Below are 24,219 nucleotides of genomic sequence, written 5' to 3'. Positions count from 1 at the left end.
GCAACCCCGAAAGTTGAGTTAATGAAGTTCTAGAGCAAGAAAATGTCCCTGTGCAGATTATGAAACAGGCCCTCACTCAGAATGAAGATGTTGAACAGAAAGTTGCGAAAGCCGCAGACGATTTGAAGTTGGTAAACATCAAACTCAACAATGAAATTGCTGAGCGAATAGACATCGAATCTGAACTCGCCAATACGAAGACCGATTTGGCAGAAGCACGCGACGATTTATCAAAAGCCCAGGTAAAAACGGAAGAAGCGCAACAAAGTGCGCTTCAGGACCCACTCACGGGTCTTCCGAACCGTTTATCATTTGAACAGGGCCTCAACCAGGGGTTGATCCAGGCAAAACGGCACGGATGGGGACTTGCCGTCCTATTTATTGACATCGACAAATTCAAGAGTATTAACGACTCTTATGGTCATGATATTGGAGATCAGGTGCTGCTGATGGTGGCAAATCGTTTAAAGTCTTTTGTACGCGATGAAGACATGGTCAGTCGCTGGGGAGGTGACGAATTCGTATGCCTGTTGTTCGGAGTCAAACAAGAATCTGACGGAACTTACATTGCAGAGAAGATGATAAGTCTTATTTCAGAATGTTCCGAATTTAATGGGCATGTTATTTCTATAATGGCCAGTATTGGTATTGCAATTTATCCAGCAGATGGAGATACGAGCGATATTCTTTTCAAAAATGCCGATACAGCAATGTATAAAGCCAAGGGCACAGAGAAGCGTGTTGTGCTGTTCCGAGAACTTGGCGAACGGAGAACGGGCTAACAATGAGTGTGCTGGGTGAAGCCTCTGCGCTACAGGTGGCGATAAGATAAGATGACGCTACTGGACTGCCCCGCAAGCCCCAACTGCGTTTCCAGCCAGGCCACGGACCCGGCCCGCCGGGTGGAGCCTCTGCCATATCCTCCCGCCCAAGAGCATCTGGCCCTGAAGACCCTCCTCCAGGTGCTCCGCGACCTGCCGCGCACGGAGATCACCGAGCAATCTCCTTCCCTGGTCAAGGCCGTGGTCCAAAGTGCCCTGTTTCGCTTCAAGGACGATCTGGAGTTCCATTTCGACCACGAAGCCGCGGTCATCCACATCCGCTCGGCCTCGCGCACCGGATACTGGGACCTGGGCGCGAACCGCCGCCGCGTGGACCGAATCCGCGCGGACTTCGTCGCGCTTCTGGCCAAGATGTCCTGACGCTCCGCCAAATCGACATTTTTCGTGTACCGGATTGTCCATCGCCGCGAAGTCTACAGGTAAATCGATCGAAGGAGAAAAGGCATGATTACTTTGAATCCAAGTATTTTGGAACACGACGGCAAAAAAGCCTTCGTTGTTTTGCCTTACGAGGAATTCCAAAAGGTTCGGGAGGAACTCGAGGATTACGAGGACCTCAAGGATCTTCGCGCGGCAAAAACAGAAGAAATGAACGCCCCCGTCACCCTACTCGGCACTGTTCGGGAAGAACTGAACATCTGAGCCAAAACCGGCGGCATCGCTTTGTCGTGACCGCGCCGCCGATGTGTCTGGCATCAGTCCGACTTTTCTCGCCCCGCTAACACGTCGAACTACTCCGCGCGGACTTCACCGCGCTTCTGGCCAGTCAGTCCTGACGAGCTTCCCCGCAAGCCTCACTCTCATACGCAACTTGATCATGATCTCAAGGAAGAATGGCAAAAGCTTTCTTGTCAATAGTCCGATACACTCTGAAATCTCGATCATCCAGGGTCACGACGTTCAATATCCGAGATTCCGAGGCAAGAACAACGAGGCTGGCATCAGCGAAATCCATGGGCAGGTCGGCATATTTGCCCATGAGGGTCTTGGCGGATTCCAGTGCCTGAAGATCCGTTGGAACGATCGTGACAATGCCCCGCAGGACATAATCCATGGCAGCCTGCTGGGCTTTCAGGGAAAAGTTCAGAAGATACAGGACTTCCGTCAGCACGGGCTCCGTCGAGTACAGCTTGCCGGAAAACGCGCCAAACCACTCGACGCACGCCCCATGAGAGGTTTCACTTGCGTCGATCAGCGCAACCCAGGGGCCGGTATCCAACAGGGCTTTCACGACTCGTGGCCCTGCATTCCTTTAAGAATGTAGCGGCGGTGGTTTCGGCCCAGATCAGGAATTCCGCTGTTGACGACGCCGATCAGGTCCGACGCCTTATTGATGGGCTTGTCCTCCTGCCCCTGGACGACGTCGAAACGTTCAAGAAAGTCCTTGATGGCCAATCTGGCGATGTCCGACTTTTTCAAACCGGTTCGCACTGAAAGATCTTGGACTTGTGTCATGTATTCTTCAGATATGCGGATTGTCATTTGCATAATCGCCCCCTTTGTAATCAAAACGACTACAGGCTATGCGTCCGACTCCACCAAGTCAATAAAGCTGTGATCAACCATAAAATCACTAACCCATCAGACCAGCCCGGATCTGAACGACCAAGGAAAATCATGAGCAAAACCATGCCTCAACTTTCCGATAAACAAATACACGGCATCCTTTTCGACAAAGACGGCACGCTGTTCGACTTTCACCGAACATGGCACTCGGTCATAACCAAGGCGGCGGCCATGGCTTCCGGAGGCGATGAAAGGCTTGGCCGCATCTTACTGGAAGCGGGAGGATTTGATCCGGCGACGTGTCGGTTTCAGGCTGATTCGGTCATTGCCGCGGGCCATGCCGGAGAGCTGGCCGAGCTTTGGCGGGGGTTGGGCGCAGTACTTCCTTTGGACGACTTGCAAGGGCGATTGGATGCGCTTTTTGCCGAGGAGGCCCTGGCAAGCGCCGTGCCCGTGACGGATCTGCGCCCGCTGTTCGCGCGCCTGACCCGACTAGGCCTGCGCCTGGGCATCGCCACCAACGACAGCGAAGCCTCGGCCTCGGCCACCGTGGAGCGCTACGCCCTGAAGGAATTCGTGGGCTTTGTCGCCGGATACGACAGCGGATACGGAGTCAAGCCCGGACCGGGCATGGCCCTGGCTTTTTGCGAGGCCGTGAATCTGCCTCCGCACCATGTGGCCGTGGTGGGCGACAGCGGCCACGACATGGCCATGGGGCGTTCGGCCGAAGTCCGCTTGTGCGTCGGCGTGCTCACCGGCGCGGGAACCATGGCGTCCCTGGCTTCCCAGGCCGACGTGGTCCTGCAGGACATAACCGGGTTGCTGGAGCTTCTGGACTGACAGTCATCAGAAAACACCGTTCTCGACAGTCCGTTCAAAAACCCCAAGTGCAAGGAGCAAAAAAAGTGCAAGCTCGAAGCGTATTAATTGATACGTGAGAGTTTGAGCTTTTTGCGGTAACGCGGCAATTGGTTTTTTTTCAGCGGACTGTCAGCGGATCAACGAAATGTGGCGAAACCCAAAGGCAGTGAGGACTGCCCGGGCTACCAGCAGGGCGGCCACGACCACGGCCATGATGCAGACGGAAAAGGCCGCTGCCTGATTGACCGCGCCGCGGTCCTCCAGGAGCAGGACCGAGACCGCGGCCACCTGGGTGGACGGGGTGACCAGGAAGATCACCGCGGAGAGTGTGACCATGCTACGCATGAAGAAGAACACGGCCACCCCCACCAGAGTCGGCCACATCAGGGGCAGGGTGATCTTGCGCATGGTCCGCGCAAAGGTCGCCCCCAGGGTGGAGGATGCCTCGTCAAAGGTGTGGCTGATCTGCTTCATGCTGGTGGAGGCGATCAGAAAGCCCTGGGCGTGGTAGTAGTAGACGTTGCAGATCGCTATCAGGAACAGGGTGCCGTAGAGGGGATAGATGGGATTGCCCGGGGAGTTGAAGGCCAGGATGTAGCCCAGCCCCAGGACCATTCCCGGTACGGCGGCCGGGACGATGCACAGGAAATACAGGGGCGAATCCAGCACGGTGCGGAATTTTTCCGTGACGTACGCAGCCAACCCCGTGGCCGCCACGCCGACGACCGCGGCCATCAGCCCGATGGAGATGCTGTTCCACAGCGGCTGGATGCCGCCCTGGACGTCGAATCGATAGTGCCGCAGCGACAGGTCCATCCGGTACGGCCAGAGATGAGTGAAGCTGGCGAAGATCACGATGCCCACCACGGCCAGGATGGCCAGGCTGATCAGCACCGCGTACCCGGTGAACAGAGTGTCCCGGAGGCGATCAGGCCGGACGTCCAAAGGCTGGGAGCCCTCGGAAATCTGGGCGTACCCCCGGCGGTTGATCCATTTCTCGAAGGCCACGGCAACGGCCACCGGAGCCAGGAGCACCATGCCGATGACCGTGCCCAACTCGAAATTGGCCTGGCCGATGACCTGATTGTAGACCTCCGTGGCCAGGACGCTGTAGTCCCCGCCCACGACCATGGGATTACCGAAATCCGTGATCACCAGGGTAAAGACCACGAAAGAGGAGGCGATCAGGGCGAAGCGGGTGGAAGGCAGGGTCACGGTCCAGAAGGTGCGCAGCGGACCGGCCCCCAGGATGCGCGAGGATTCGTAGAGCCGGTTGTCCGCCAGGGCCAGGGCCGCGGAGAAGATCAGGAAGGCGTAGGGAAAAACGTAAAGCACGCTGGAAATCACGATGCCCCAATAGCCGTAGATGGAAAAGTCCGTGCCCAGGGTGCGGTTGATCAATCCATTGCGGCCCAGAAGCAGAACCAACCCCTGGGCCTGGACCAGGGACGGAGCGAACAGCGGCACCAGGGCGATCAGCCGGAACAGGTTGCGCAGCGGCATTCGGGTCCTCTGGACCGCGTAGGCGAAGCCGTAGGCCAGAACCACGGTGATCACCGTGGTCACCACGGTCACCGCGAAGCTGTTGGACACCAGACGCAAAAAGCGTTGCGAGCCCATCACCGCCGCGTAGTTGGCCAGGCCAAGCCCGTCCGGGGTCTGAAAGCTGCGCCCCAGGATATGCACCAGGGGATACAGCACGAAGACCAGCAAGGGCACGGCGATGGCCGCGGCCACCAGCACCTTGAGCAGGGGTTCCCAGTTAAACGACACGTTGGGCGCAAGACCGTCGGCCCGCAAGTCCTGCACGCCCCCACCCCGGGATGGGTCCGGATTCATTGCCACTCCAGCACGCGCACGGACTCAGGGGCCACGGCCACGCACCGGGACATGCCCACTTCCAGCCCCTCGGCCACCCCGTGAACCTCGGCCAAGAGACGCACGCCGGGAAGGCTCGATCCGTCGCTCCCCGAACCCACGTCCTTCCCGTTGTGATGCAGATGTAGGCTCACCCGGGTCAGGTTGCCCAACCGCGTAATCTGCTCCACCACGGCATGCAGGCGACACCGGGCGTCCTGCTCGGCCAGAAGCTGGATGTCCTCCGGACGAATGCCCACGATAGTGGGCCTTGTCCCGGCCGGTCGGCCGTTTTCCGGCACCGGCAGGCCCAGATCCGCCGGAACGAGGTTCATCCGACCAATGAACTCGGCCACGAACCGGTTTCGCGGCCTACGGTAGAGATCCATGGGGGTCCCGACCTGCATCACCCGCCCGCTTTGCATGACCACGACCTTGTCGGCCATGGTCAATGCCTCTTCCTGGTCGTGAGTGACCATGATCGTGGTGATGCCCAGCCGCTGTTGCAGCTCCCGGATTTCCACGCGCAGTTCCTCGCGGACCTTGGCGTCCAAGGCCGAGAGCGGCTCGTCCAGCAGAAGCACCGCCGGTTTCGGGGCCAGGGCGCGGGCCAGGGCGATGCGCTGCTGCTGGCCGCCGGAAAGCTGGTGAGGATGCTTTCCGGCCTGATCATTGAGATGCACCAGGCTGAGCATCTCCTCCACCCTCCGTCCAACATCCTTCTTGGACCAGCCCCGACATTCCAGACCGTAGGCCACGTTGGCCGCGATGGTCATGTTCGGGAACAGGGAATAGGACTGGAAAACCACCCCGAAGTTGCGATTGCGGGCCGGAACCCGGGACAAGTCCCGGCTGTCCAGGGAAAGTTCCCCGGCATCGTGCGGCTCCAGCCCGGCGATGACCCGCAACAGGGTCGTCTTTCCGCACCCCGACGGCCCAAGAAAACAAACCAGGGACCCGTTCCCGATGGAAATGGAAACATCGTCCAGGGCCTTCAAGTCGCCGAATCGTTTGGTCACATTCCGAATATCCAAGGCCATCGCGTCACCTCGACCGATCGATGTTTCAACGGAAAGCGGTCTTCAGACATTCGCCTGAAGACCGCGTAAAATTGGACGTTTTTTGAACAGCCTGCTTAGCGCTCCAGCTTGTCCTGCCACTGCTGCAGAATCCGGTCCCGGTTTTGCGCGGACCAGGCGAAATCCATGTCCACCATCACCGTGCCGATATCCGCGGGCAGTCCGGCCTTGCGAAAGGATTCCGGCATGGACCCGCCGCTGACCGTGACGATTTCCTTCCACTTGTAGTACTCGTCCACCGCCGCCTTGCTGACCGTCCAGTCCAGGAACCGCTTGGCCGCTTCCTTGTTCTTGGATGACTTCATCAGGCCGGAGGCTTCCAGCTCGTTGCCGGCCCCTTCGGAGGGAATGACCATGGTGATGGGATAGCCTTCGTCGATGTTCTTGATGGCCCGCAGGGCAAAAGAGGCCCCCACGGCGAACTCCCCGGCACTGGCCACGTTGCAGGGCCGGGAACCGCTCTTGATGTACTGGGCGATGTTCTTGTCCAACTCGGCCAGATACTTCCACCCGGCCTCCTCGCCCTTCATCTGTAGGATCGAGGCGATCTGCAGATACCCGGTGCCGGAGCTGGCCGGGTTGGGCATGACCACTTCGCCCTTGAATTCGGGTTTGAGCAGATCTTCCCAGGAAGCGGGCATGGGCAGATTTTTGCGCTGGAGGACTTCGTTGTTCACGCAGAACGCGGCCATGTACCCGGTCTTGGCGAACCAGCGGCCGTCAGGGTCGCGGAACCGGGCCGGAATCCGCTCGATGCCCTTGGGTTGATACGGTTCCAGCATCTCCAGAATCCGGGGATCAACCATGTTCGTCACGGCCCAACCCCAGATCACGTCATGCCGGGGATTGGCCGCCTCGGCCAGCATCCGGGCATGCAGATCCCCGGTGGACAGCCGCAGCATGTTCACCTTCAGCCCCGGCAGATCCCGCTGCATGGCCGCCAAAAACGCCGCGGCCTCGTCCTCTTCGTAGGACGTGTAGACAGTGATCTCGTCGGCCCGGACCTGGGCCGCCGAAAAACCGATCGCCGCGCAGCAGACCACGGCGCAAACCAAAACGAACCGCAACGCGTAAGAGCCAAAAATCTTCATCCGATTGCTCCTTTCTGGGTTTGGGTAAAAAGAGAAGTTCGCGAAACAGCCTTCAGAGCCGCCTCCTCCCTGCAACTACCCTTAATCCAAAGCCCGGAACAATCACTTCGCGTTACGTTTGAATGACAATTGCGTGACGGTGACAATAAAACCAAGGAAAGCGTGAGACGGTATCCGGTCCGAAGATGAGGCGATGTCTTGACTCCAACACCGACACGGGATAACTAGTCAGCTAACTAGTCTTTTGGTTGCCCGTCGATTCAATTCCAAAGCAGAGGTGAAGTGATGCAGACATGGCCGGTACAAGATGCCAAGGCTCGTTTCAGTGAGTTCCTTGACGCCTGCGTCTCCAAAGGTCCCCAGGTCGTAACCCGCCGGGGAACCGAAACAGCGGTGCTGTTGCCCATTGATGCATGGCGACGCCTCCAAGCCGCGGCCCGTCCATCCCTCAAACAAATCCTGCTGATGGAATCTCCACGTACTGAATCTCTTGCTCCGGAGCGGGGCCGGGCGCGTCGCCGTCAGGCTCAAGAATGGGAGTAAGCCATGTACTTGCTGGATACCAATGTCGTCTCGGAACTGCGCAAACCTCGCCCGCACGGAGCCGTCATTGCCTGGCTTGAATCCGTTGACGAGCGTGACCTGTACGTGTCCGCGGTGACGATCGGGGAAATCCAGGCGGGCATTGAATTGACCCGGGACCAGGATGCCCTCAAGGCCAAGGAAATCGAGGCCTGGCTGGATTTGCTCACGGATGCCTCCAATATTTTACCCATGGATGTCCCCGCGTTTCGACTTTGGGCGAAAATGATGCACCGCAAATCCGACACCCTCTATGAAGACGCCATGATCGCCGCCATCGCCGCCGTACACGGCCTGACCGTCGTCACGAGAAATATCTCCGATTTCAAAGTCTTCTCCGTACCCACCCTCAATCCGTTCACCTTCAACGCGCACACGTAAACGACACGGAAACAGTAATCCGGTATCGTCGTTCAGATCATCATTCGCCCTCTTCACCCCGCCATCGCGGCCAAACCTCCGCCGCGCGATCCGCTTTCCCCTCCTCTCGACACTCTTTCCCCGGCCCGGTGCAGAGCCAGAAAATCCCTGGCCCCTTCCTTGCCCAGATACCGGTCCAGGGTTCGCCGGTCGGTTTGGAGCAAGTCGACCAGGACCAGGCCGTCCAGGACGTCGCTGAATTCCCGGTCCACGTTGAATCCCAGCATTTTTCCGCCCAACTTCAGATACTGGCGCAGCAACACCGGAACCCCGGTCTTGTGGCGGTCGATGTCCGTGATGATGTCCGAGACGTCGTCGATGGTCTTGGACATCATGGTCAGCAGGGAGTCGTCCAGGCGGAACAGCCGACGTTGGCGAAAGGGGCGGCGGGGGCGGACGTGGTCGGCCAGTTCGTGCATGTGGCCATGGGCCCGCAAAAAGCCCACCATCAGTTGCCGGGAAAAGCGGTGGTACTCGTTGTCGATGCTCACCGGGCCGAACAAGGTCCGGTATTCCGGATGGCGCAAAATGAACCGGGCGATGCCTTTCCAGAGCAGGAGCAAGGGGGCGTAGTTCTTCTGGTATTCCGGGCGCACAAAGGACCGTCCCAGTTCCAGGGCCGGAACTACCTTGTCCCAGAATCCGGACCGAAACGAGAACAAGGTGCTGGTGTACAGCCCCTTGGCTCCATGATTCTTCAGAATCACGTCCGTGCGCCCCAGCCGGTAGGCCCCGGCAATCCGCCGCTCCCGTTTGTCCCAGAGAAACAGGTGCAGATAATGGGCGTCGAAGATGTCCAGGTCCACCTCCTTGCCCGTTCCTTCCCCGGCCAGTCGAAAGGTCATTTCCCGCAGCCGACCGATTTCGTGCAACAGATGAGGGATGTTCCGGGCCTCGGCCAGATGGACGCAAAATTCATCGGTTTCCAGCAGGATCTGGTCCGCGGACAGGGAATGCTGTTCGAGATGCAGCGGGTTCCCGGCGGCATGCGCGGCCTCCGTAAGCCGTCCGCTTGAACGTTCCATTGGCGGCCCGTCCGACGCATTCGACGGCAAGAGCGGGTGATGGCCCGTCGGGTTATTACGTCGCGACTTGGCTCCGCATTGCAGAAGATAGGTCCGGTGCCGCAGATATCCGATCATGTCGGCGTCCGTGGGACAGTTGGCCAGGTGCTTCGGTCCCAGGGGCCGACCGATGCGCACGCGGACTTCCGAACCGGCTTTGCGCATCAGGGCATGGGGGAGCAGCACGGTCCGCAGCAGCGGATGGATCAGTCCGGCCACGTGGAACAGCGGACCGTTGGTTCCCTGGAAGAACATCGGCACCGCCGCGGCTTCGGTCTTACGGATGATCCTGGCCACGGATTCGCTCCAGGGCGGATCGGCCATGGTCCGCCGCCGAACCTGCAAGTGGGAGACCTCCCCGGCCGGGAATACCCCCAACAATCCGCCCTCTCGCAGCCAGGCCACAATCTTCTTCAGAGCCGCCCCGTTAACATGCACCGTGTTCGCCCCACCCAGGAAGGGGTCCACGAACAGGAACAAGTCCCGCAACACCTCCACCCGTTGCAGCAGGTGATTGGCCATGATCTTCAAATCCGGCCGCCGCTTGCGCAGCACCGCGGCCATGACCAGCCCCTCCAGCGCTCCGAAGGGGTGGTTGGCCACCACGACCACCGGTCCGTCCTTTGGAATGCGCTCCAATTCAGCGTCGTCCAGGACCACGCTGATGTTCAGGGCCTTCAGCGACCGGTCCAGGAAATCAACCTGGTCTTGGCCCCCCAGCGTCTGATCCAGACCGGACAGGACTTCCCCGTACTTGCGATTCAAATAGCTCAGGGCCAGCACTTTCTCCAGGGAAGGCTTGGCCAGGCCGAACAATTTGTTGGGCAGCGGGCGGATAAAGGGTGAAGGCAGGTCGATCAGGCAAGGCGAAGCAGTAGCTGTGGCGCTCATCACGGACATCCTCCGGCTCTAGACGGTTGGTTTGGAGTGAGATGCCCATCCCCTACCCAAGCTTCCGGCCAGAAACGTGACCATCCGGTGACCGCAAGGTGGATTTTAAGTGACAAAACGTAATGTCACCAAAACTTCACGAACATGACATCTTTGTTCACCGGACGATCATCAAAACGACACGGAGGCAATTTATCCGGTTGCGAGTTGTCATTGAAGAATCCATGGAGGTTCTCTTGTACCCACAATCTCATGCTCACTCAGCGGCTCTCTCCGCGCAAGAACTCGGCCAATCCAGCCTGGATCTCGGCGTGGTCCAGGATATCTTCGAACATGCGAAACCGCTCGGTCACCACGAAAAAGCTTCAAACCTGAATTTGGGTTTTGGTTTTTTCTACTATGGACTGGCCCGAGCCCTTCGGCCCAAACATACTCTGGTCATCGGCTCCGGCCACGGCTTCAGCGTGATCTGTCTGGCACTGGGGCTCAAGGACAACAAAAAAGGGCGGCTGACCTTCGTCGACCCGTCCTATTCCCTGTCCCAACACGGCCCGTTCAAGACCATCGGCGGCCAAGACAACTGGTCTGATCCGGAAGCCGTCCGATCCCGCTTTTCCCGCTTTGGCCTGGAAGACATCGTTCAGCATTTCAAGATGACCAGCATGGAATTCTTTACCGCTTACAAAGACCTCAAGCTTCCGAAAATCCAACTGGCGTTCATCGACGGCAACCACTCCTACAAAAACGTGCGCGAAGATTTCCTGGGGGTCCACCGCAACAGCACGAAAAATGCGTATGTCCTGCTCCATGACACGAACATCTATATCCGTGAAATGCTCAACCATTCCGGAGTCAAACGCTGGTTGAAACATCTTCGCGACCACCCAAAACGCTTTGAGGTCGTGGACTTTCCATTTTCCTCCGGCGTGGCCTTGGCCCGCATCCGCGACAACACCCCATGGAGGCCTGAACAGTGACCGCGTCCCTTCTTGTTATTCTGCTGCTTGGCTTGGGAGTCTTTCTTTTTTGGCGCTTTTATTGGTTTTTTCGCAATCCCGAGCGCCGGGAGCCGACAGGCGAGGGACTGCTCAGCCCGGCTGACGGCAAGGTGGTCTACGTGCGCAAGGTTGAACCCAGGGAACCGGTGCTGACCATCAAAAAAGGCCAGGAAGCCCGGATCATCGACATTCTCAAGGAAGACGACGCCAAACCCAAGGTGATCATCGGCGTGTTCATGAGCCCGTTTGACGTCCACTACAACCGGGCACCCATTAGCGGAGAAGTACAGACAATCACCCACTACCCGGCCCAGTCCACGAACCTGCACATGGGCCCCATGCACTGGCGCAGCATCCTGAACCGCCTGCCCCTCTACCGCAACTGTCTGCATATCATCCAGAACGAACGGACCGTGACCAGGATCAAAGGACTGTTCAAAGGTTCGGACCTGACGGCCTACATCATTCAAATCGCGGCCAAAAGTGTCAGCGGGATCGACGTCTTCATTCCCATCGGAGGGTCCGTGCAACGGGGAGAGGTGTTCGGAATGATTCGGATCGGCTCTCAAGTGGACCTGGTCGTCCCCTGGAGAGCGGACATGGAAGTCAAGGTCGTCCCCGGAGACAGGGTGCGGGCGGGTGAAAGCATCCTCATTGCCTGAGGTCCAGAGGCTTTCAGGCGTACCAAGTCAGCTAATCAGGGAGGTGAATCATGGAACCGATGACCAAGGCCGATCTGCACGTCCACTCCAAGTACTCCAAGCGTCCGTCCCAATGGGTGCTGCAAAAGATCGGATGCTCGGAAAGCTACACCGAGCCGTTGCACATTTATCGCATGTTGCGGGACAAGGGCATGGACCTGATCACCATCACGGACCACAACACCATCGAGGGCAGCCTGGACATCGCCCACCTGCCGGACACCTTTGTCAGCGAGGAGATCACGGCCTACTTCCCCGAGGATCGCTGCAAGGTCCACGTCCTGGCCTACGACATCACCGAGGCCCAGCACCGGGAAATCCAGAAATACCGGGACAACGTCTTTGATCTGGCCGGGTATCTGCGCCGGGTCGAAATCCTGCACGTCCTGGCCCACCCGCTGTTCTCGGTCAACGACAAGCTGACCAAGGCCCATTTTGAACAGTTGCTGCTCCTGTTCAAGCATTTCGAGATCAACGGGGCCCGGGACGAACACCTGAACATCAACCTGAAGCGCATTCTTGGAGGTCTCTCCCCGGAGGACATCCAGCGCCTGGAGAACGTCCACGACCGGGCCGCCCTGCCTCCCGAGCCCTGGATCAAGCACCTCACCGGCGGCTCGGACGACCACAGCTCCCTGAACATGGCCCGGACGCACACGGTGATGCCTGGACGCCGGGACACAGCCGACTTTCTGAACGGCGTCCGAAACGGCGAGGCCATTCCGGAGGGCGTTTCCTCCTCTCCCCAGACTTTGGCCCACAACCTCTACAGCATCGCCTATCAGTTCTACGCCCAGAAATTCGAGCTGAGAAAACACGTCAACAAGGACATTCTGCTCAAGTTCATCGACCGCAACCTGTATCCGGGCCGGGAGGAGGAATCCGGGCTGCTGGGCTCCCTGCACGCCCTCTGGTCCCAGAGGATTCGCCCCAGAATCGGACCCGGCTCCCGTCGCAACCCTCCGGAGCAGCTCCAGGACCTGCTACGCTACGAGACGGCCCGGCTGATCTGGAACGACCCGGAACTTATGTCCATCGTCCGCTCCAGCGACAACGGGCGGGAGGGTCAGGGCAAGGCGTGGTTCTCCTTCGTGAACCGCTCCGCCAACCAGGTCATGAAGCATTCAGCGGACCACATGCTGCGCAAAATCGCCCAGGGCAGCATCTTCAACATCTTCCACTCCCTGGGCTCGGCCGGAGCCCTGTACACCCTGCTGGCCCCCTACTTCCTCTCCTACTCCATGTTCGCCCACGACCGGAAATTCAGCCGGGAAATTCGGGAAGCCCTGGCTGCGGACAAAAGGATGTCCAGGGAAGAGCAAGCTGGAGGGCGGGAAGCCCGAGATGATGCCCGGAACGGGTCACGCGTGGACGCCGCCCCCCGGGTGGCCCATTTCACGGACACCTACTACGAGGTCAACGGCGTGGCCCTGACCCTTCAGCAGCAGCTTTCCCTGGCCCAGGCCACCAGCAAGGACATGACCATCATCACCTGCGCCCCGGACGAGGCGGTCCGGGCCGCGGACGGCGTGCAAAACTTCACCCCCATCGGCGTCTTCGAACTGCCGGAATACCCCGAATTGAAGCTGTTCTACCCGCCGGTGCTGGAAATGATGCGCTTTTGCTTTGACAAGGAAATCACGCACATTCACTCCGCCACCCCGGGCCCCATTGGCCTGGCCGCCCTGGCCCTGGCCAAGCTGATGCACCTGCCCATCTACGGCACCTACCACACCTCCCTGCCCCAATACACCCAGTGCCTGACCCAGGACTTTGCCATGGAAGAACTGATGTGGCGGTTCACGCTCTGGTACTACGACCAGATGGACCTGGTCTTCGCTCCGTCCCACGCCACGGCCAACGAACTGATCGCCAAGGGCCTGCGCCCGGAAAAGGTCCGGGTCTATCCACGGGGCATCGACATCGAGCGCTTCCACCCCTCCAAGCGCAACGGTTTCTATGAAAAGCGCTTCCAGCTTCGCGACGAGACCAAACTGCTCTACGTGGGCCGGGTGTCCAAGGAAAAAAACCTGCACGTCCTGGAGCAGGCCTTCCGGGATCTGGCCCGGGAACGGAACGACGTGCGGCTGATCATCGTGGGCGACGGCCCGTATCGGGAGGAGATGGAGCGCAACCTCGGCGGCACGCCCGCGGTTTTCACCGGCTACCTGGACGGCGAAGCCCTGGCCCAGGCCTACGCCTCGGCGGACGTCTTCGTCTTCCCCAGCACCACGGACACCTTCGGCAACGTGGTCCTGGAAGCCCAGGCCTCCGGCCTGCCGGTGATCGTCTCCGCCGAAGGCGGACCCCAGGAAAACCTGATTCCCGACCAGACCGGATTCATCGTCCCCTCCACCACGGCCCAAGCCTACCGCCAGGCCATGACCACCCTGCTGGACAACCCGGACCTGCTTCAAAAAATGAGCGCCCAGGCTCGAAACTACATGGAGAACCGCTCCTTTGGCCGATCCTTTGATCAGGTCTGGGCTTATTACGGGCAAACAGGGTGAAACGCGGGTGCTTCCAAGAGGGTGGCCTTGCCATGTCGGGCCATCCGGCTCCCTTAGCTGCCCGCGGCCCCGCAAAGCATTCGCCAGAGTTACGGAAGGGTTTGAATTTTCCGTCCTGATCGGCTTGCGGCATTCAGAACATGTTCGGCCCATTTGTTCAGGCTTGATCCGCTCCTGGCTGCGGCTTTTAATGCCGCGGCATGAACCGTGGGAGCTATGCGCAGCATCAGTCGGCCGCTGGCGGGCTTCTCCGGTACGCTGCCAAGCTGCTCGCAAGCGGTGACGTAATCATCAATGGTGGAATGAAAAATGGATTCAAATTCCCCTACGGACTCGGCGTGAAAGGTAATGATGTCCTCGATGTCACGAACCCGGCCGACGATGATCTTGTCCTCGGGGTCAAACTCCATGCTTGCCGTGTAGCCGCGATACGTCATGATGTTCATCATGTTCTCACCTCCAAACAATCGAGATATTCCCGGACGGCCTTGACCCGATAGCGCAACGCCTCCTTGCCCGGGTGAGGACGGTGAAACGTGGCTCTGAGCCCTTCACGTTCAAAGGTCACCGCCCAGGATGCATGCCTTCTTTACCTCGTGCCGCGTGAAGATGTGCAGGGAAAAAGACTACTCCAATTTCAGGAGAAAATTTTCCTGGCCGACCACGGCATCCGGGAAGCCATTTACGGACACAACCAGAGAGACATCAATCAGATTCTGGAGAATATCGTCTACATCGAGCTGTTGCGCAGGGGATACACAGTGCGGATCGGGAAGTCGAACGGTAAGGAGATCGACTTTGTCGCTGAAAAAGCATCCCAAAAAATCCATATCCAGGTCGCGTACCTGATCCCTGACCAAGCCGTGGCGGAACGGGAATTCTCATCGCTTCTGGCGGTTCGGGACAATTTTCCGAAAATGGTCTTGAGTCTGGACAGATTTGACTTGAGCCGGGAAGGCATCATCCATAAAAATCTCATTGACTTTTTACTTGATCAGGATTGGCCGGCGTAGCTGTCCTGCACCGGGAATCTTTCGTGGAAGGGGCTCCACATCCGGCCTCTAAATCACCACTCGGCAAGGAAGGTGGCAATACCAGCACCAAAGGAAGCCTCAACCCAATGAACCTACACCTCCAGGAACAACGTAAAGCCCACAACCGGGAAATCGCCAATCGCTTGTGCGGGCCGTACCGGCCGCCGCGGTATCGTCTGGTAATGCTCCCCATGGTGGTGTTGCGGCGTTTGGGTTGCGTGCCGGGGCCGAGCAAGGAGGCGGTGTTGTGGCAGGATGCCAGGCTGAACATCCTGGACATGTCGGCAAATACCATGAACAAGCTGTTTGGCTAAAAAATCATGGCTTTTTGCAAGAGGTCTCTTCAGCAGGCCTGCCGCTTCCGCACGCCCGGACGTAGTCCAGCAGTTCGCGGGCAAAGGGCGAATGGACCTGAACTGCGTCGTATCCGGGGTCGCCGTTGACGCATTGCAGGGCCAGGTGGACCCGGCCTTGGGGGCAGAGGGTGATCCCGGAAAAGAAGAATCCCATTTCCTCGAAGCCCTGGGTCATGGTTGCCGCGGCCGGGAGGTCCAGGGGGAGCATCAGGAATATCACGGACAGGCCCTGGGCGCACAGCCGACGTTGTTGACGGGCCACGCGGTCTACCGCGTCCTTGCCGTAATCCAGCACGACGATCCAGGCCCATCCTTCCTTGGGATCGGTTTCCACCCGGATCCGCGCGTTGCCGCCCTGAAGATCGTTTTGCCCGGTTTCACCCCATGTCCGGGAGGTGCGCCCCGCATCCGCCCCGGTCATGCCCAGGTGCTCGCGGATGCGATGTATCATGGCCGCGTGCCGCCTTGGGACGAACAGGGGGGCGGGAGGCAGCGGACGCAGGGGCAGGATCAACTGGAGATTGGCGATGCGATGCGGCTCCTGCGCAGCGTCAGAGTGTTTTTCGGCCTTGCTCCAGGATTTGGACGGAGGGCTGGCCCCCAGGAGCAGGGCGCATTCCCGAAAACCGACGGCCAGGGCGGATCGCTGGGAAAGGACATGGTTGCAGACGGCCAGGGCATGGAGGCCATGCAGGTCGCGTTCACGGGCGTTGGCCAGCAGAGCCGCCGCGAGTTCGTCGGAGCAGTGTCGACCCCGCACGCGTCGGTCCACGAGCGCGTAGGTCATCTCCTCCACCAGCCCCCCGGGCGCTTCATCCACGAGCGCCCCGTGCCCGAGAATTTCCCCGCGCGGCGTTACCGCCACCATGGAGCGCATTTCGCCCTGCTCGAGCATTTCCCGGACCCGTGCCGGGTAATAAATGTCCGCGTTGAACAGAAGGGAGCCATGGGCACGCAGGGCCAGCCGGGAAATCCCTTCCGCATCTTCCGGTCCGGCCGGGCGGATGATCGTGGTCAGTGCGGGATCCTTGGACACCGGATCTTGCTGGGCATGGTCAGGCTGACCGTGGGCCGCGGATCCGACCGGCAGGTTGATGAACAAGGTGATTTTGCGCCTGTTGCCCTTGAGGGTCGCGAAAACAGCCTTGTCCACCATACCGCGGAGCAGGTGGGCATGCATGCCGGTCATGTCTTCCTCGGATTGCAGTCGGTGCGGATCAAACCGGGGCAGGGCCTCTTCGTCAAGGGGCAGTCCCTTGGACAGGATGCTTGTTTGCAGCCCCAAGGCGGTCCGGCCCAGGGTGACGCGCAGCATGTCCCGCTCCCCGCCGTAGCCCAGGCTGACGGCGTGGCAGACCGCCTCTTCCAGGGCCAGGCAGATCCGGGAGAGATCCCTGCCGTCAAAGCCAACAGCCGAGGCATACTCCCGGGCCGCGGCCACGGCCGCGGCGGCGAAGCGCGTTTTTGCCGGAAGGTGGAGAATAAGCGTTTCGTAAACTCGCATACCGTATCCTCTTTAAAGCTTGGCACACAACGCGCTTGGTGCGCAAGGCAGTGGTCGGTGAAAACGTGGTTGGCGGTCAGTAAGACCAAGGTGTTGCGGAGAAGGCCGCGAGTCATCTTGGTCCGGACCGGGGACTTAGTGCCTTCAGCTCTGGCCTGCGTCTTCTCCGGCCAATGGCCGCGCGGCGTGCAGCTTGCCAAAAAGCGCCTGATTGGGGAAAAAGCGGGCCAGAAAGCATGCAGCCAGAACAAACGTGATCAGTTCGGCCAGGGGGATGGCCAGGATGAACGGGATATCCGGAAACGCGTAAAACAGGGTCAGCAGGAGCATCACTGGCAAGACCAGGCTGCGGGCAAGGGCGATGATCGAAGATTGCAGCGGCAGATGAAGGGCGGTCAAATAGGACGTGATGACCAGATTCAGGCCGTTGACCGCGAAAACTGGCCAGAAATACCCCAAAAGTCCGACGGTCAAATGGATCACGTCCTGATCCTCCGGGCCGAGAAACGCACGGACAAGGGGGACCGGATGGAAGACCAGAAGCCAGATGCAGGTCGAGGCGAGCAGCAGGGCCACGGCAAGGCAGATCAGCAGAAAGCGGCGAATGCGCCGGACCTTGCCCGCGCCGTAATTCTGGCTGATGAATACCCCGCCCGCGTCGCCAAGGGAGAAAACCATCATCAGCCCGACGATCATCATATAGTTCACCACGGTGATGGCCGCCACGCCGTTGACGCCGAACCGCGTCATGAACATCCAATTCAGGAACAGGGCGATAATCGAGGCGGATATCTCGTTGATGCATTCGGAAAGGCCGTTGAACGCGGAACGAAACAATTCACGCCATTTTGTCTGTCGGAGGTGGAAGATCAACCGGCGTTGAGGAAAGAGAAAGTAAGCGCACAGCACCAGGAAGGGCAGGGCCTGGGAGATGCCCGTAGCCCAGGCCGCGCCGGCGATGCCCCATCCGAAACGGACGATGAACAGATAATCCAGGACAAGATTGGTCATCGAGCCAAGGATCAGCGCCAGGGCGGCAAGGCCCGGATATCCGTCCACCCTGACGAAAAAATACATGACCACGGTCAGCAAATGCGCCCAGGTAAACCCCATGATGATCCGGAAATAGGTCCGCATCATCGGGAGCACGTCCTCATTGCCGCCCAGGGCGCGCAGCAGCGATGTCTCCAAGAGCAGGCCCAAACCCGTGACCAGCAGAACAAAGACAAGAGCAGCCAGCAGGGTCTTGGAGAAGATCGCGCCGGCAGCGGTCGCATTGCCCTGGCCGATATACGTTCCGGCCCGAACCGTCCCGCCCATGCTCAGCATGAAGGTGATGCCGAAAAGGATTCCAAGGAACGGGATGATCAGGTTCACTGCGGCCAGCGCGGTGGCACCCACATAGTTTCCAATGAAGATGCCGTCAACGATGCTTGCCGAAGTCATGGCCATGAGGCCCCCCAGAGAGGGCAGCCAGAGTCGAAAGAAGCTTGTCAGGACCGAACCGGTCAGAATCGGGTTGATGCGGGACATGGAAAGAATGTTTCAATTGCCGGGTCGCGTTTGAACTGATCGGTGGAATCAAGCGTCCACATTGAGATTACGGAACAGGGATTCGAGGTCGGCGGCCGTGATGACACGCCCGGCACGCGATGTCCACTACCTCATGCCCGCATAGCAGGGCAATTTTGTTCTCACGTAACCATTTGAAAAATTGGAGGCTGGTTGACCCTGCTTGGGGCGGATCGATTGTCTGACTGAACCAGGAATCGTTCATCAAGGCGTTGCCCAATGCAAAGAGCACAAGTCGTTATTTTTATAACGCAACGGCTTGATGGTACGAAGCCGGCGATGGAGTTTCGAGCCGTTCTAAACAGGGTCAATCAGCCGCCATTGCAGGAAAAATTTTGTGAGAAAAAATTGCCCTGGCCCACATAGTGCCTGCGCCCCCGACAGGGACCCAACAACCGCCTTCATGACAAGCGGGCTGACTCCGTTACCAAGAAGGCGCACCCTGTCCTGCCGTGCCCCCTTGTCCAGGATGAACCCTGGGTCGAATCCCATTGCCCGCTGCAGCTCCGGCACCTGGAGCATGCGCAACATAGGGGTATCACCCTTCCAGGTGACCAGACCGAAGCGGTCCATTGTTGTCAGGGTGCGTAAGGGACGATCAAGTTGCTGCCAGTAACTGCTCAATAACTACGGGCAGGTGAACCACACCAAAACACCTGGCCCCCGGCCTGCGCCGGGGTGACGACTGCGGTAAATCGCCAACGCAGCACTCCATTCCGTCATACCGGCGAAGGCCGGTATCCAGGCAGCACAGTATTCCGATGCCAGGCTGCCCTGGCTTATTGAGCAATTACGGCTGCCACCCTCCTGAACCGTCTGTCCATAGTTGGCGAGCTAGGAAAGGCACCCGCATGCCCAGCGCCTGGATTGCCCTTTCTGCTCTCTGAAGAGTGCCTCTGGCCCTTCGCCCATTATCGAGTGGGCCGCATCTCCATATCCCGTCAAGATCGAGAATACTTTTTGCGGTGGACGGCGTCTTGCCTGTGGGCCTTATGGGTTCTGGCATTTGTTTTCGATCACAAAGGACGAAAAGCCTTTTCCTGGTCTGTGGGACTCCGAAATCCGAGGAATCAAGCGTCTGGGCAAAACGTTGTAGCCAAGCGATTGGATATCATCGACAAGGAGTATCCAGCATATCTCGCCATGCCCCTTTTCGACAGCAAGAGCGAGTGCGGACCTACCGCTGTCATCCGTGGCATTGACCCCAGTTCCGCGTTGAAGCTGGAGCAGCACGGCGTCTTTGGCACCATGCGTGACAGCCATTCTGAAAAGTGGAGACAGTGAAGCCAATGGTGGTCCCGGTTCTTCGGAGTGTTCGACTGCCCCGTCAAGGGGCTCAAGGGGCGCGGCCAGACCGCCGGTTTGTGAGGCGTTCCCGGGGTGGGGGCCAGTTGAGCAGCAGATGCAGGTCTTACCGGAACCGCTGGGGCCGATCAAGCAGAAGCCCCGGTTTGGACGCGTTACGTTTGAACCACCCTAAACGCAGCGCTTTCATCCTCCCCGGCCACGCTGCCCCTCCTTCCAGGCACAACGAAATCGACACGCAACCTCCATCGTTTCGTAACATTGACCGGATATGTTTGCTGATATTGCTTCACCTTATCGGCCATTACCTTTCCGGTCATTGATTCCCAGTTCCCGGCAATGTCCCGCTCTCGTTATTTCCCTTCCCACGGGCCGGACTTGGACAGACCGGACACCCCGGACATGACCATTTGATCAAAAAGCGCGGCCCGGTTTTCCCCGATTCAGACAACCGCGCCCGGAGATGAACACCTGATCCTTCGAGCCGGAAGCAAAACGACCACCTGGGAGGAAACATGCGCATCGCCCTGATCACCGACGTCTGGACCCCGCTGATCAACGGCGTGGTCACCACCCTGGAAAACACGGTCCGCGTCGCCCGGGAGAAAGGCCATGAAGTCCTGGTGCTCAGCCCGGATCAGTTCCCCGGCCTCCCGTGCCCCACGTACCCGGAAATCCGCCTGGCCCTGTTTCCCTGGCGCAAGGTGACCCGCATCCTGGACGACTATCGCCCGGACGCAGTCCACATCGCCAACGAAGGCCCCATGGGCTGGGCCGGTCGGTATTATTGCTGGAAGCGCGGCCACGGGTTCACGACGGCCTACCACACCCGCCTGCCGGAATACATCCGGTTGCGGTTTCCCGTACCGCTCCGGGCCTCCTACGCCTTTTTCCGCTGGTTCCACAAACCATCCAAGGCCGTGATGACCGCTTCCCCATTGTTGATGGAAGAATTGCGCTCCCGCGGCTTCTCCAACCTGAAGCTGTGGTCCCGGGGCGTGGATACCGGGCTCTTTCGCCCGCGAAGCAAGGACTATCTGGACGCTTCGCGTCCCATCTCCATGTTCATGGGCCGGGTGGCGGTGGAGAAAAATATCGAGGATTTCCTCCGCCTGGATATTCCAGGCACCAAGTACGTGGTCGGGGACGGCCCGGCCTTCGTAAAACTCAAAGCGGCCTATCCGGCCGTCCGGTTCGTCGGAGCCAAACGCGGCCAGGAACTGGCCGCCCATCTTGCCGCCGCCGACGTCTTCGTCTTCCCCAGCACCACGGACACTTTCGGACTTGTCCTTCTGGAGGCCATGGCCTGCGGGTTGCCCGTGGCCGCCTACCCGGTAACCGGCCCCCAAAGCGTGGTCGTCCACGGCCAAACCGGATGGCTTTCCAACGACCTGGGCGAGGCCGTACACCGGGCCCTGCCCCTCTCTCCCCAGACCTGCCGCAACCACGCCGAAACCTATTCCTGGGAGCGCTGTACCGAGCAGTTTTTGGGTAATCTCCATTTGTTGAATACGTAGCGCGGAGATGGCTCAACATGTTTGGCCATGAGGATGCCCTGGGCCATGAAGACCTGGGAGTAGGCTAGCCCAGAAGAGTAGTCGTCATGGTCCCGACCACGGCGCGGCTGTCCCTTTGAGGTTGCTTGCCATGGCTCCCGGATTCTGGCAGTGAATATGTGCAATACCAATCCAAACGATAGACGTAATAACTATTTTGTATGTTTATGGATTTCTGATTTTGCTCTTCGTTTTGCGGCTTATAAACAACTCAACCAGGATGAACGGAAATGAAAAACATAAGGCTCGGCGTGAAGCTCATCGGCGGTTTTATCTGCGTTGCAATGATTGTGTTGATCGTTGGTGGTTTCGGCTTATGGGGCACGCGAAATTTATCGAGCCACATCGAGGAAGTCGGGCAGGTGCGTCTGCCGTCCATTCAGTCCTTGCTGGAGGTGAATCAGGCGATGCAAGGAATAATCATCCCTCAGCGCACGCTCATGGCGGCGTTTCTCAGCATGGAGGAGCGGCAATACCAACTTGAACACTTCCAAAGTTTCCAACAGGACATCTTCAAACACTGGGAGCGTTTCAAAACCCTGCCGGCAACGGCGGAAGAGGATCGACTCACGGAACGGTTTGATCGAGAGATTGTGAATTGGCGGAATCTGAACACTGAATGGCTTGGCCTGCTGGAGGAGTTTCATGCCTTTGGAATTCTGAACACGGGCCACGTTCTCGAAAATTTGCGCTTGTTTCGCGGCGATCATTTCCAGGCTGAGGCGCGGGTTCTTGATCATATCCTGGAATCCGGCATGTTTGAAGGCGGAGATGACCCCACGGCCTGCAATTTCGGGCGCTGGATGGCCAATGTTGATTTTCAATCCCCTCAGTTGGTGGAACTGCTCAGACAAATGCAGGTTCCCCATAACCGTTTTCACCAGGCGGTGGGTTCCATTCAACAGGCGTTGCTCCTTGGAGACGACAGCGAGGCCCTCAGGCTGTACCGTGAAATGATGCGCCCGGCTGCTGAAGAAGTTTTCAGCCGTTTTGATGAACTGATTGCGATGGTCGAGCAGATTAATGACCTTCGCAACCGAATCAACGCCCTGGTCATGGGACCGATCTATCAAGAAGCCCGCCAAGTCATGGACATTGCCGATGAGCTTATCCGGGTCAATGAAGATACCGCCGCAGAGGCCGTGGACTTGGCCGTGGCCGACGCGACAACGGCACGTCTGGTGGTGGTGGCGGGAATGATCCTGGGCGTGATCCTGGCCTTGGGCCTGGGCGGGCTTCTGACCATGGCCATCACCAGGCCGGTCAGGAAAGGCATGGATTACGCCGTGACCGTGGCTTCCGGCAACCTGAACGCCGAGTTGGAAATCGACCAAAAAGACGAGATCGGAACTTTGGCCGTGGCCTTGCGGACCATGGTGGTCAATTTGAAGGAAAAGATCCGCGAGGCCGACGAAAAGGCCGATGAAGCGGCGCAACAGATGGACAATGCCAGAGCCGCGTCCAAGGCGGCCGAGGCGGCCAAACTCGAAACGGAACAATCCAATCAAAACATTCTCCAGGCAGCGGAGACCGTGGAACGGGTCGTGGAACGGATGACCTCGGCGTCCGAACAGCTGGCCGCCCAGGTCGAGCAGGCCAGCCGTGGCGCTGAAGAACAGAAGGGCCGTACCGGTGAGACGGCGACGGCCATGGAAGAGATGAACGCCACGGTCCTCGAAGTGGCCAGAAACGCATCCCGGGCTTCAGAAGAGTCGGATAAGGCCCGAAGCAGGGCACAGGACGGATCGCAAATCGTCATCAAGGCCATTGCCGCCATTAACCAGGTCGAACAAAGGACCCAGGCCATGAAGAACGATCTGGCCACCCTGGGCCGTCAGGCTGATCAAATTGGAAAGATTATGAACGTGATCGACGACATCGCCGATCAAACCAATTTACTGGCGCTGAACGCAGCCATTGAGGCGGCGCGTGCCGGCGAGGCGGGCCGAGGTTTTGCCGTTGTCGCGGATGAAGTCCGCAAGTTGGCGGAAAAAACCATGAACGCCACCAAGGAGGTCGACGAGGCCATCTCCGCCATCCAGGAGGGCACCCAAGGTTCCATCAGAGGCATGGAACAGGCGGTTGCCGCAGTTGAAGAAGCCACAAAACTAGCCAACGAGTCCGGAAAGTCCCTGCAGGAAATTGTCTCCCTGGTCGAGGCCGCTGCGGACCAGGTTCGCTCCATTGCCGCGGCGGCAGAGCAACAATCGGCCGCCAGCGAAGAAATCAATCGCAGCGTGGAGGGCATCAGCCGCATTTCTTTGGAAACAAGCGAAGTCATGGACCAGTCAGCGCAGGCTGTCTCTGAATTGGCCCGGCAAGCAGTGGAACTGCGGACGTTGGTGCAGGAACTGAAACAGAATTGACTCTCGTCAAGCAAGCCAACGGCAATTCTTTGACAACCAGGGATGGGAAACTTTCAAACGCACCCGTGGAGAAGAGTGCCGATTTGGTCCTGATCAAACTTTCGGCCACGGAACCATTCTTTTT

23 protein-coding genes and 1 pseudogene are annotated in these 24,219 nt (G+C 58.9%); 14 read left to right on the top strand and 10 right to left on the bottom strand.

Going from position 1 to position 24,219, the window contains the following annotated elements:
* Positions 1 to 59: 59 nt before the first annotated feature.
* The 3 genes from GY33_RS19250 to GY33_RS0112165 all read left to right on the top strand — a co-directional run bounded on the left by GY33_RS19250 (position 60) and on the right by GY33_RS0112165 (position 1,484).
* Complete coding sequence (locus tag GY33_RS19250; RefSeq protein ID WP_051822583.1) at positions 60 to 782, top strand: GGDEF domain-containing protein; 723 nt, start codon at positions 60 to 62, stop codon at positions 780 to 782.
* A gap of 51 nt (positions 783 to 833) precedes the next feature.
* The gene (locus GY33_RS0112170; protein ID WP_051822582.1) at positions 834 to 1,202 is read left to right on the top strand and encodes a DUF1499 domain-containing protein; all 369 of its coding nucleotides are present in this window, start codon (positions 834 to 836) and stop codon (positions 1,200 to 1,202) included.
* A gap of 84 nt (positions 1,203 to 1,286) precedes the next feature.
* On the top strand, positions 1,287 to 1,484 hold the full coding sequence (locus GY33_RS0112165) for a hypothetical protein (protein WP_031387597.1): 198 nt from the start codon (positions 1,287 to 1,289) through the stop codon (positions 1,482 to 1,484).
* Between the two features lie 181 nt (positions 1,485 to 1,665).
* Here the strand turns inward: GY33_RS0112165 and GY33_RS0112160 are convergent, their stop codons facing one another.
* Together GY33_RS0112160 and GY33_RS0112155 are read right to left on the bottom strand one after the other, a co-directional pair.
* Positions 1,666 to 2,073 carry a type II toxin-antitoxin system VapC family toxin gene (locus GY33_RS0112160; RefSeq protein WP_031387596.1) on the bottom strand — a complete coding sequence of 136 codons (408 nt, stop codon included), beginning with the start codon at positions 2,071 to 2,073 and terminating at the stop codon, positions 1,666 to 1,668.
* Positions 2,070 to 2,297, bottom strand: a complete 228-nt coding sequence (locus tag GY33_RS0112155) for a hypothetical protein (RefSeq protein ID WP_152555183.1) — start codon at positions 2,295 to 2,297, stop codon at positions 2,070 to 2,072. Before GY33_RS0112155 ends, GY33_RS0112160 begins: the two co-directional genes overlap by 4 nt.
* A 174-nt stretch (positions 2,298 to 2,471) precedes the next feature.
* Between GY33_RS0112155 and GY33_RS0112150 the strand changes: the two genes are divergently transcribed.
* Complete coding sequence (locus tag GY33_RS0112150) at positions 2,472 to 3,188, top strand: HAD family hydrolase (RefSeq protein ID WP_031387594.1); 717 nt, start codon at positions 2,472 to 2,474, stop codon at positions 3,186 to 3,188.
* A 150-nt stretch (positions 3,189 to 3,338) separates the two neighbouring features.
* Here GY33_RS0112150 and GY33_RS0112145 read toward each other — a convergent pair whose 3' ends face one another.
* From GY33_RS0112145 to GY33_RS0112135, 3 genes are all read right to left on the bottom strand, one after another.
* The gene (locus tag GY33_RS0112145) at positions 3,339 to 5,048 is read right to left on the bottom strand and encodes an ABC transporter permease subunit (RefSeq protein ID WP_051822581.1); all 1,710 of its coding nucleotides are present in this window, start codon (positions 5,046 to 5,048) and stop codon (positions 3,339 to 3,341) included.
* Positions 5,045 to 6,085: an ABC transporter ATP-binding protein gene (locus tag GY33_RS0112140; protein WP_200874870.1), complete on the bottom strand. Its 1,041-nt coding sequence runs from the start codon at positions 6,083 to 6,085 to the stop codon at positions 5,045 to 5,047. The genes GY33_RS0112145 and GY33_RS0112140 overlap by 4 nt, the downstream gene beginning before the upstream one ends.
* A gap of 116 nt (positions 6,086 to 6,201) precedes the next feature.
* A complete protein-coding gene (locus GY33_RS0112135) occupies positions 6,202 to 7,236 on the bottom strand; it encodes an ABC transporter substrate-binding protein (RefSeq protein ID WP_051822580.1) in 1,035 nt (344 codons plus the stop codon).
* A 285-nt stretch (positions 7,237 to 7,521) separates the two neighbouring features.
* Between GY33_RS0112135 and GY33_RS20560 the strand changes: the two genes are divergently transcribed.
* Positions 7,522 to 7,779 (top strand): type II toxin-antitoxin system Phd/YefM family antitoxin, encoded by a 258-nt coding sequence (locus GY33_RS20560; protein ID WP_084185142.1) that lies wholly within the window; start codon positions 7,522 to 7,524, stop codon positions 7,777 to 7,779.
* A gap of 3 nt (positions 7,780 to 7,782) precedes the next feature.
* A complete protein-coding gene (locus GY33_RS0112130; RefSeq protein ID WP_031387590.1) occupies positions 7,783 to 8,199 on the top strand; it encodes a type II toxin-antitoxin system VapC family toxin in 417 nt (138 codons plus the stop codon).
* A gap of 53 nt (positions 8,200 to 8,252) precedes the next feature.
* Here GY33_RS0112130 and GY33_RS0112125 read toward each other — a convergent pair whose 3' ends face one another.
* A complete protein-coding gene (locus GY33_RS0112125; RefSeq protein ID WP_051822579.1) occupies positions 8,253 to 10,193 on the bottom strand; it encodes a lysophospholipid acyltransferase family protein in 1,941 nt (646 codons plus the stop codon).
* Between the two features lie 236 nt (positions 10,194 to 10,429).
* On the opposite strand from GY33_RS0112125, the gene GY33_RS0112120 reads away from it, so the two are divergent.
* From GY33_RS0112120 to GY33_RS0112110, 3 genes are read left to right on the top strand one after another with little or no spacing between them, the layout of a single operon-like run.
* On the top strand, positions 10,430 to 11,170 hold the full coding sequence (locus GY33_RS0112120) for an O-methyltransferase (protein WP_051822584.1): 741 nt from the start codon (positions 10,430 to 10,432) through the stop codon (positions 11,168 to 11,170).
* A complete protein-coding gene (locus GY33_RS0112115; protein ID WP_031387587.1) occupies positions 11,167 to 11,853 on the top strand; it encodes a phosphatidylserine decarboxylase in 687 nt (228 codons plus the stop codon). Before GY33_RS0112120 ends, GY33_RS0112115 begins: the two co-directional genes overlap by 4 nt.
* Positions 11,854 to 11,903: 50 nt before the next feature.
* Complete coding sequence (locus tag GY33_RS0112110; RefSeq protein ID WP_031387586.1) at positions 11,904 to 14,402, top strand: glycosyltransferase; 2,499 nt, start codon at positions 11,904 to 11,906, stop codon at positions 14,400 to 14,402.
* An 89-nt stretch (positions 14,403 to 14,491) separates the two neighbouring features.
* Here the strand turns inward: GY33_RS0112110 and GY33_RS0112105 are convergent, their stop codons facing one another.
* Positions 14,492 to 14,851, bottom strand: a complete 360-nt coding sequence (locus tag GY33_RS0112105; protein WP_235185519.1) for a type II toxin-antitoxin system HicB family antitoxin — start codon at positions 14,849 to 14,851, stop codon at positions 14,492 to 14,494.
* An 87-nt stretch (positions 14,852 to 14,938) separates the two neighbouring features.
* On the opposite strand from GY33_RS0112105, the gene GY33_RS19245 reads away from it, so the two are divergent.
* Entirely contained in the window at positions 14,939 to 15,415 is a 477-nt protein-coding gene (locus GY33_RS19245; protein ID WP_084185139.1) for a DUF4143 domain-containing protein, read from the top strand.
* Positions 15,416 to 15,522: 107 nt separating this feature from the next.
* A complete protein-coding gene (locus GY33_RS0112095; RefSeq protein ID WP_031387584.1) occupies positions 15,523 to 15,750 on the top strand; it encodes a hypothetical protein in 228 nt (75 codons plus the stop codon).
* Between the two features lie 4 nt (positions 15,751 to 15,754).
* Here the strand turns inward: GY33_RS0112095 and GY33_RS0112090 are convergent, their stop codons facing one another.
* The 3 genes from GY33_RS0112090 to GY33_RS22005 all read right to left on the bottom strand — a co-directional run bounded on the left by GY33_RS0112090 (position 15,755) and on the right by GY33_RS22005 (position 19,973).
* On the bottom strand, positions 15,755 to 17,296 hold the full coding sequence (locus tag GY33_RS0112090) for an ATP-binding protein (RefSeq protein WP_031387583.1): 1,542 nt from the start codon (positions 17,294 to 17,296) through the stop codon (positions 15,755 to 15,757).
* Positions 17,297 to 17,440: 144 nt separating this feature from the next.
* On the bottom strand, positions 17,441 to 18,829 hold the full coding sequence (locus tag GY33_RS0112085) for an MATE family efflux transporter (protein ID WP_051822578.1): 1,389 nt from the start codon (positions 18,827 to 18,829) through the stop codon (positions 17,441 to 17,443).
* Positions 18,830 to 19,658: 829 nt separating this feature from the next.
* Positions 19,659 to 19,973 carry a DNA cytosine methyltransferase gene (locus GY33_RS22005; protein ID WP_152555184.1) on the bottom strand — a complete coding sequence of 105 codons (315 nt, stop codon included), beginning with the start codon at positions 19,971 to 19,973 and terminating at the stop codon, positions 19,659 to 19,661.
* Positions 19,974 to 20,688: 715 nt separating this feature from the next.
* On the opposite strand from GY33_RS22005, the gene GY33_RS0112065 reads away from it, so the two are divergent.
* The 3 genes and pseudogenes from GY33_RS0112065 (at position 20,689) to GY33_RS22050 (ending at position 24,095) form a co-directional block, all read left to right on the top strand.
* The gene (locus tag GY33_RS0112065) at positions 20,689 to 21,690 is read left to right on the top strand and encodes a glycosyltransferase family 4 protein (protein WP_031387579.1); all 1,002 of its coding nucleotides are present in this window, start codon (positions 20,689 to 20,691) and stop codon (positions 21,688 to 21,690) included.
* Between the two features lie 269 nt (positions 21,691 to 21,959).
* Positions 21,960 to 22,301, top strand: a pseudogene (locus GY33_RS22055) (MCP four helix bundle domain-containing protein); the annotation flags it as partial.
* Positions 22,302 to 22,784: 483 nt separating this feature from the next.
* Positions 22,785 to 24,095 carry a methyl-accepting chemotaxis protein gene (locus tag GY33_RS22050; RefSeq protein ID WP_235185517.1) on the top strand — a complete coding sequence of 437 codons (1,311 nt, stop codon included), beginning with the start codon at positions 22,785 to 22,787 and terminating at the stop codon, positions 24,093 to 24,095.
* Positions 24,096 to 24,219 lie beyond the last annotated feature (124 nt).

The sequence above is a fragment of the Desulfonatronum thiodismutans genome, from assembly GCF_000717475.1.
Lineage (GTDB): Bacteria > Desulfobacterota > Desulfovibrionia > Desulfovibrionales > Desulfonatronaceae > Desulfonatronum > Desulfonatronum thiodismutans.
The sequence above is the reverse complement of the archived record's forward strand: the minus strand, read 5'-3'. Positions and strand labels throughout refer to the sequence as shown.

Excerpts from the sequence above, each read along its gene's own strand:
- GY33_RS0112135 (WP_051822580.1), bottom strand. The coding sequence starts at position 7,236 with ATGAAGATTTTTGGCTCTTACGCGTTGCGGTTCGTTTTGGTTTGCGCC.
- GY33_RS0112065 (WP_031387579.1), top strand. The coding sequence starts at position 20,689 with ATGCGCATCGCCCTGATCACCGACGTCTGGACCCCGCTGATCAACGGC.
- GY33_RS0112095 (WP_031387584.1), top strand. The coding sequence starts at position 15,523 with ATGAACCTACACCTCCAGGAACAACGTAAAGCCCACAACCGGGAAATC.
- GY33_RS22050 (WP_235185517.1), top strand. The coding sequence starts at position 22,785 with ATGGGACCGATCTATCAAGAAGCCCGCCAAGTCATGGACATTGCCGAT.
- GY33_RS0112125 (WP_051822579.1), bottom strand. The coding sequence starts at position 10,193 with ATGAGCGCCACAGCTACTGCTTCGCCTTGCCTGATCGACCTGCCTTCA.
- GY33_RS20560 (WP_084185142.1), top strand. The coding sequence starts at position 7,522 with ATGCAGACATGGCCGGTACAAGATGCCAAGGCTCGTTTCAGTGAGTTC.
- GY33_RS0112105 (WP_235185519.1), bottom strand. The coding sequence starts at position 14,851 with ATGATGAACATCATGACGTATCGCGGCTACACGGCAAGCATGGAGTTT.
- GY33_RS0112155 (WP_152555183.1), bottom strand. The coding sequence starts at position 2,297 with ATGACACAAGTCCAAGATCTTTCAGTGCGAACCGGTTTGAAAAAGTCG.
- GY33_RS0112145 (WP_051822581.1), bottom strand. The coding sequence starts at position 5,048 with ATGAATCCGGACCCATCCCGGGGTGGGGGCGTGCAGGACTTGCGGGCC.
- GY33_RS19250 (WP_051822583.1), top strand. The coding sequence starts at position 60 with ATGAAACAGGCCCTCACTCAGAATGAAGATGTTGAACAGAAAGTTGCG.
- GY33_RS0112170 (WP_051822582.1), top strand. The coding sequence starts at position 834 with ATGACGCTACTGGACTGCCCCGCAAGCCCCAACTGCGTTTCCAGCCAG.
- GY33_RS0112085 (WP_051822578.1), bottom strand. The coding sequence starts at position 18,829 with ATGTCCCGCATCAACCCGATTCTGACCGGTTCGGTCCTGACAAGCTTC.
- GY33_RS0112090 (WP_031387583.1), bottom strand. The coding sequence starts at position 17,296 with ATGCGAGTTTACGAAACGCTTATTCTCCACCTTCCGGCAAAAACGCGC.
- GY33_RS0112165 (WP_031387597.1), top strand. The coding sequence starts at position 1,287 with ATGATTACTTTGAATCCAAGTATTTTGGAACACGACGGCAAAAAAGCC.
- GY33_RS0112110 (WP_031387586.1), top strand. The coding sequence starts at position 11,904 with ATGGAACCGATGACCAAGGCCGATCTGCACGTCCACTCCAAGTACTCC.
- GY33_RS0112130 (WP_031387590.1), top strand. The coding sequence starts at position 7,783 with ATGTACTTGCTGGATACCAATGTCGTCTCGGAACTGCGCAAACCTCGC.
- GY33_RS0112150 (WP_031387594.1), top strand. The coding sequence starts at position 2,472 with ATGCCTCAACTTTCCGATAAACAAATACACGGCATCCTTTTCGACAAA.